The organism is Streptomyces sp. NPDC056948 (genome assembly GCF_042674225.1).
GTDB classification, from domain to species: Bacteria; Actinomycetota; Actinomycetes; order Streptomycetales; family Streptomycetaceae; genus Streptomyces; species Streptomyces purpurascens.
In genome coordinates this window covers 1-6095 of the sequence record NZ_JBHUQX010000504.1, presented here as the reverse complement: position 1 = coordinate 6095, position 6095 = coordinate 1, and the positions used below count along the sequence as shown (strand labels likewise).

Below are 6095 nucleotides of genomic sequence, written 5' to 3'. Positions count from 1 at the left end.
GGGACCGCCGCACCCCCTGTTCGGGGGGCGGGACGACGGCGGTCCCCGCGAGAGACGCGGGCCTGGTCAGGGCCGGGCTGGCGCGTCAGTAGGGTCCATGGAGGTCCGGGAGCCGCTCCGGAGGTCCTTGACGCCTACGGCGTCGACCTGGGCGGGGAGCCGCTCCCGCCCTGCCGACACCCACCAATGTGCAGGACTCGTGTTAAGCGGGTGCTGCGCGAACGTGACACGCTCGTACCACTTCCGCGAAGTCCACGAAGATCACGGACGCCGCAAGTTCACCCGGTTCACGGGTGGTTCACCGGGTGTTCGCCGCCGCTTTCCCGGTCCTGGCGAGGAAGGACAGCAGGTCCTGCCGGCTGACCACACCGGTGGGCTTGCCCTCGACCAGGACGATCGCGGCGTCCGCCTTGCCCAGCACGGCCATCAGGTCCTCGACCGGTTCGCCGGAGCCGACCTGGGGCAGCGGGCCGGACATGTGCTTCTCCAGGGGGTCGTCGAGCGAGGCGCTCTTGCTGAACAGCGCGTCCAGCAGCTCACGTTCGACGACCGAGCCGACGACCTCCGCGGCCATCACGTCGGGGTGGCCCGCGCCCGGCTTGACGACCGGCATCTGCGAGACGCCGTACTCACGCAGCACGTCGATGGCCTGGCCGACCGTCTCGTCCGGGTGCATGTGGACGAGGGAGGGCATGAGGTCGCCCTCCTTGTCGGCGAGGACGTCGCCGACGCGGGCGCTCGGGCCCGTGTCCTCGAGGAAGCCGTAGTCGGCCATCCACTCGTCGTTGAAGATCTTGCTGAGGTAGCCGCGCCCGCTGTCCGGCAGCAGCACCACCACGACGTCGTCCGGGCCGAGCCGCCCGGCCACCTCCAGCGCGGCGACGACCGCCATGCCGCAGGAACCGCCGACCAGGAGGCCCTCCTCCTTGGCCAGGCGGCGGGTCATCTGGAAGGAGTCCTTGTCGGACACGGCGACGATCTCGTCCGCGACGGTCCGGTCGTAGGCGGTCGGCCAGAAGTCCTCGCCGACGCCCTCGACGAGGTAGGGCCGCCCGGACCCGCCGGAGTAGACGGAGCCCTCGGGGTCGGCGCCGACGACCCGCACCGTGCCGTCGCTGATCTCCTTCAGATAGCGCCCGGTCCCGGAGATGGTGCCGCCGGTGCCCACGCCCGTCACGAAGTGGGTGATCTTCCCCTCCGTCTGCTCCCACAGCTCGGGGCCGGTGGAGTGGTAGTGGGAGAGCGGGTTGTGGGGGTTGGAGTACTGGTCGGGCTTCCAGGCGCCCGGCGTCTCACGGACCAGCCGGTCGGAGACGTTGTAGTAGGAGTCCGGGTGCTCGGGGTCCACCGCGGTCGGGCACACGACCACCTCGGCGCCGTACGCGCGCAGCACGTTGATCTTGTCGGTGCTCACCTTGTCGGGGCACACGAAGATGCACTTGTACCCCTTCTGCTGCGCCACGATGGCGAGCCCGACACCGGTGTTCCCGCTGGTCGGCTCGACGATCGTGCCGCCGGGCTTGAGCGCGCCGCTCTCCTCCGCGGCCTCGATCATGCGCAGGGCGATGCGGTCCTTCACGGACCCGCCGGGGTTGAAGTACTCCACCTTGGCCAGGACGGTCGCCCTGATGCCCTTGGTCACGCTGTTGAGCCTCACCAGCGGGGTGTTGCCGACGAGACTGATCATCGAGTCGTGGAACTGCACCGTTGTCTCCGGATGCCGCAGAAGAAGTGGTCTGAGTGGTGCCGCCAGCCTATGTGCTGCCCGTGGTCCGTGACGGTCGTTCACTCCGCGTTGAGATTGGGCAACGGCCTGTACGGGGCAAGCACAGGGTGTACGGGTTCGAGGAGGTGGCGGCGACGCATGACGAGCATGTCGAGGGCGAGGGTGGCCCGGCGGATCGCGGCCGGCGCGGCGTACGGCGGCGGCGGGATCGGTCTGGCGGGGGCGGCCGCCGTGGGGCTGGTGCTGGCGGAGGTGCAGCTTGCGCGGCGCCGGGTGGGCAACGGCACGTCCGGTCACGTGCCGAACGCGGACGGGCTGTACGGCCGTGCGTACGCCGGCCCCGGTGAGACGCCGCTGCGGCTGACCATGCTGGGCGACTCCACGGCCGCGGGCCAGGGCGTGCACCGGTCCGGGCAGACACCGGGGGCGCTGCTGGCGTCGGGGCTCGCGGCACTGGCGGAATGCCCGGTGCGGTTGCGCACGGTGGCGACGCCCGGGGCCCGTTCGGACGACCTGGACCGCCAGGTGGCCCTGGTGCTGGCCGACCCCGATCCGGTGCCCGACATCTGCGTGATCATGGTCGGCGCCAACGACGTCACCCACCGCATGCCCCCGACCCGCTCGGTGCGCTGCCTGGCGTCGGCGGTACGGCGGCTGCGCACGGCCGGTGCGGAGGTCGTGGTCGGCACCTGTCCCGACCTGGGCACGATCGAGCCGGTCCGGCAGCCGTTGCGCTGGCTGGCGCGACGGGCCTCCCGCCAGTTGGCGGCCGCCCAGACGATCGGAGTCGTCGAGCAGGGCGGCCGCACCGTGTCCCTGGGCGACCTGCTGGGCCCCGAGTTCGCCGAGAACCCGCGCGAGCTGTTCGGCCCCGACAGCTACCACCCCTCCGCCGAGGGCTACGCGACGGCGGCGATGGCGGTGCTGCCGAGCGTCTGCGCCTCCCTCGGCCTGTGGCCGGCCGACGAGGAGCGCCCGGACGCCTCCCGTCGCGAGGGCTTCCTGCCGGTGGCCCGGGCGGCGGCGGAGGCCGCCTCGGAGGCGGGCACGGAGGTCGCGGCGGCGATGCCGACCGGGTCGCGGGGACCGTGGGCCCTGCTGAAGCGAAGGCGGCGCCGGCGGGTACCCGAGCAGGAGCCGGCGCCTGTCACGCCCTCGAACTGAAGGCGGGAAAAGCAAGCGCTTAGTAAACTGCGGCCAGGGTCACACCGCGAGACCCGTGACCCAGCCCATACGTACGGGTAACTTCCCAGACAGCCCAGCCAGACCACCCGGTACGTCAATGGAGCCGTGATGCCCGAAGCCGTGATCGTCTCAGCCGCCCGCTCCCCCATCGGCCGCGCCGTCAAGGGCTCTCTCAAGGACCTCCGCCCCGACGACCTGGCCGCCACGATCGTCCAGGCCGCCCTGGCCAAGGTCCCCGAGCTGGACCCGAAGGACATCGACGACCTGATGCTCGGCTGCGGCCTGCCCGGCGGCGAGCAGGGCCACAACCTCGGCCGCATCGTGGCCGTGCAGATGGGGATGGACCACCTGCCGGGCTGCACCGTCACCCGGTACTGCTCCTCCTCCCTGCAGACCTCCCGCATGGCCCTGCACGCCATCAAGGCCGGCGAGGGCGACGTCTTCATCTCGGCCGGCGTCGAGACCGTGTCCCGGTACGCGAACGGCAGCTCGGACCTCCCGGGCACGCACAACCCGCTCTTCGCCGACGCCGAGGCCCGCACCGTCGAGACCGCCCAGTCCGAGGGCTCGACCTGGCACGACCCGCGCGAGGACGGCCTGGTGCCCGACGCGTACATCTCGATGGGCCAGACTGCCGAGAACCTGGCCCGCTCCAAGGGCGTCACCCGCCAGGACATGGACGAGTTCGGCGTCCGCTCGCAGAACCTCGCCGAGGAAGCCATCAAGAACGGCTTCTGGGAGCGCGAGATCACCCCGGTGACGCTCCCCGACGGCACGGTCGTCTCCAAGGACGACGGCCCGCGCGCCGGCGTCACCCTGGAAGGCATCCAGGGCCTCAAGCCGGTCTTCCGCCCGGACGGCCTGGTCACCGCCGCCAACTGCTGTCCGCTGAACGACGGCGCCGCCGCGCTCGTGATCATGTCCGACACCAAGGCCCGCGAGCTCGGCCTCACCCCGCTCGCCCGCATCGTGTCGACCGGCGTCTCCGGCCTCTCCCCCGAGATCATGGGCCTCGGCCCGGTCGAGGCGAGCAAGCAGGCCCTGCGGCGGGCCGGGCTGGGCATCGACGACATCGACCTGGTCGAGATCAACGAGGCGTTCGCCGCCCAGGTGATCCCCTCCTACCGCGACCTGGGCATCCCGCTGGAGAAGCTGAACGTCAACGGCGGCGCCATCGCCGTCGGACACCCGTTCGGCATGACCGGCGCCCGCATCACCACCACGCTCATCAACTCCCTCCAGTTCCACGACAAGCAGTTCGGTCTGGAGACGATGTGCGTCGGCGGCGGCCAGGGCATGGCCATGGTCATCGAGCGCCTCAGCTGAGCACCGCACCGTAGCCGCCATAGCACCGGCTGTGAGGTGTCGGCCCAGAACCCCGGAAACTCCAGGGTTCTGGGCCGTTTTGTGATCCAATCTCCCCCAGGATGTGACCTATCTCCCTCCACCCGGGGAGAAGCGCAGGTCACAGCAGCCACACCCCCTCCCCCGAGGCGGAAGCCCTGTCCGTTTGGTGACGTTACGCACTGACAGCTGGTTAGTCCGCCCTTCAAGCTGATGTAGGAAGTCGGGGGTCGACTTTGAACCGGGAGTACGTCAGTGAGCGCCATGCCGATCGCGTTGCTGGTCACCACGGCCGCCACGGGCGCCGTGGGCGTTGCCGTCCTGCGCACCGTCCTGCAGCTACGACGACAGGTCGCGGCCCTGCACGCCACGCTGGCCGAGAACCGCGCCGCCACCACCCGTGCGCTGCTGCCGGCCGCCCGCACCAATGCCGACGCCGAGGAGATACGCGCCGCCGTGGCCGCGGCACTCGCCGAGGAACGGGAGCGGGAGCTCGCCGAGGCGCGGGCGTTCTGGGCCGCCCAGGAGACCCGTGACGCCCCTGACGCACCGTCCCTGCTGGGCCTGCCCGACCACGATCTGTTCCTGCCCCGGCAGGCCGATTTCGCGGGTCTGGAGCCGGTGTCCGAGCCCGGCGCCGACACCGAGGAACCGGCCGGCGAGTCCCCGGAGCTGGCCGCGGCCCGCCGCCGTCACCCCTCCCACCCGGACTTCGTGCCGGCGCAGTCGCCCGTGGTGAACGACCACGAGCGCACGGTCGCCACCCTGGAGGAGCTGGCCTCCGCCCGCGTGGAGCTGACGGACGTCCGCCCGGGCCCGCTGGGCACCCTCGACGTCTACGTCTTCGCCGACGGCACGACCCTGTGCATGACCCCGGGCCACCGGGAAACCGCGGAGCACCTCGCCACCGCCCTGCGCGCGGGCAAGACCCCCGTCCTCCTCGGCGGCTCAGGCATCGCGGGCGCGTACACCCTGACGTTCGAATGCGGCGAGGAAAACGTCTACATCCTGGCGGACCGGGTCATCTCGTCCCTGTAGTGGAGCCCCCCAAAGGGGCGCGGGGCTGTGTCGATGTGCGGCTCCGCCGCGTGGGCGCGAGCAACCACCACGCAACCCGCACCCGCCGACGAAACGGGTCACACCCCCGCCCGCTTCTGCGCCTCCTCAACCAACCGCACCGCTTCATCGACGTCGGCATCCCCGGGGATCACCACCGCCAGATCATGCCCGGCAACGGTGATCTGATCTGCGGCAGCAAACATCCCCGCATCCGGCATCTCCCGAGGCTCCACGCCCGGCTCCTCGAGAGCCTGCGCCCTCCGGGCCAACTCCCGGGCCAGCCCGAGAGCCTCAGCGGCAGCGCCCCGCTGCAGCCGGCTCTGGGGCGCGGCCCTCAAACGATCGGCGAAGTGATCCACCGCACGGGTCAGAGGCTTCGTATCAACCACGCCGCGAGCGTACGCGTCGCACCGGGACTGTTGCCAACGGGCGAACACTCAGGCACGGTGACCTGAAGGACCGGCTTACATCCCAGCGTCCGGAGGCGCCGATGTCCCAAGTCTTCTCCGAAGAGACCCATCGCAACCTGCTAGCCCGCATCCCCCACTGCACCGGTCGTGAGATCACCGACTGGCTTCGCACCGTCGAAGATGGCCCGGCGCTCTTCCGCTTCGAGGAAAAGGTCAGCTGGCTCCGGCACGAACACAACCTGGCCTACGGCCACGCCAAAGCGATCATCCACGAGTACGACCTGAGGAGGGCCGCGCGCAAACTGCTCTAGGCGCGCACCGTCTCGACGACGACACCGTCCGGACAAGGCGATACAACGAGAAACGAGTAG

6 protein-coding genes are annotated in these 6095 nt (G+C 70.9%); 4 read left to right on the top strand and 2 right to left on the bottom strand.

Annotation, left to right across the window (positions count from 1 at the left end):
* Positions 1-298: 298 nt before the first annotated feature.
* Positions 299-1705, bottom strand: coding sequence for a cystathionine beta-synthase (locus ACFTZL_RS39540; protein ID WP_382593735.1), 1407 nt, complete (start codon positions 1703-1705; stop codon positions 299-301).
* A 159-nt stretch (positions 1706-1864) separates the two neighbouring features.
* Here ACFTZL_RS39540 and ACFTZL_RS39535 point away from each other — a divergent pair, with 159 nt between their 5' ends.
* The 3 genes from ACFTZL_RS39535 (at position 1865) to ACFTZL_RS39525 (ending at position 5293) form a co-directional block, all read left to right on the top strand.
* Positions 1865-2890, top strand: coding sequence for an SGNH/GDSL hydrolase family protein (locus ACFTZL_RS39535; protein ID WP_382593732.1), 1026 nt, complete (start codon positions 1865-1867; stop codon positions 2888-2890).
* 129 nt (positions 2891-3019) lie between these two features.
* Entirely contained in the window at positions 3020-4237 is a 1218-nt protein-coding gene (locus ACFTZL_RS39530) for an acetyl-CoA C-acetyltransferase (RefSeq protein WP_382593729.1), read from the top strand.
* A gap of 273 nt (positions 4238-4510) precedes the next feature.
* Complete coding sequence (locus ACFTZL_RS39525; protein ID WP_382593726.1) at positions 4511-5293, top strand: hypothetical protein; 783 nt, start codon at positions 4511-4513, stop codon at positions 5291-5293.
* A gap of 98 nt (positions 5294-5391) precedes the next feature.
* Here the strand turns inward: ACFTZL_RS39525 and ACFTZL_RS39520 are convergent, their stop codons facing one another.
* Positions 5392-5703, bottom strand: coding sequence for a hypothetical protein (locus ACFTZL_RS39520; protein ID WP_382593723.1), 312 nt, complete (start codon positions 5701-5703; stop codon positions 5392-5394).
* 101 nt (positions 5704-5804) lie between these two features.
* Between ACFTZL_RS39520 and ACFTZL_RS39515 the strand changes: the two genes are divergently transcribed.
* Positions 5805-6035, top strand: a complete 231-nt coding sequence (locus tag ACFTZL_RS39515) for a DUF4287 domain-containing protein (protein ID WP_382495775.1) — start codon at positions 5805-5807, stop codon at positions 6033-6035.
* Positions 6036-6095: the final 60 nt, after the last annotated feature.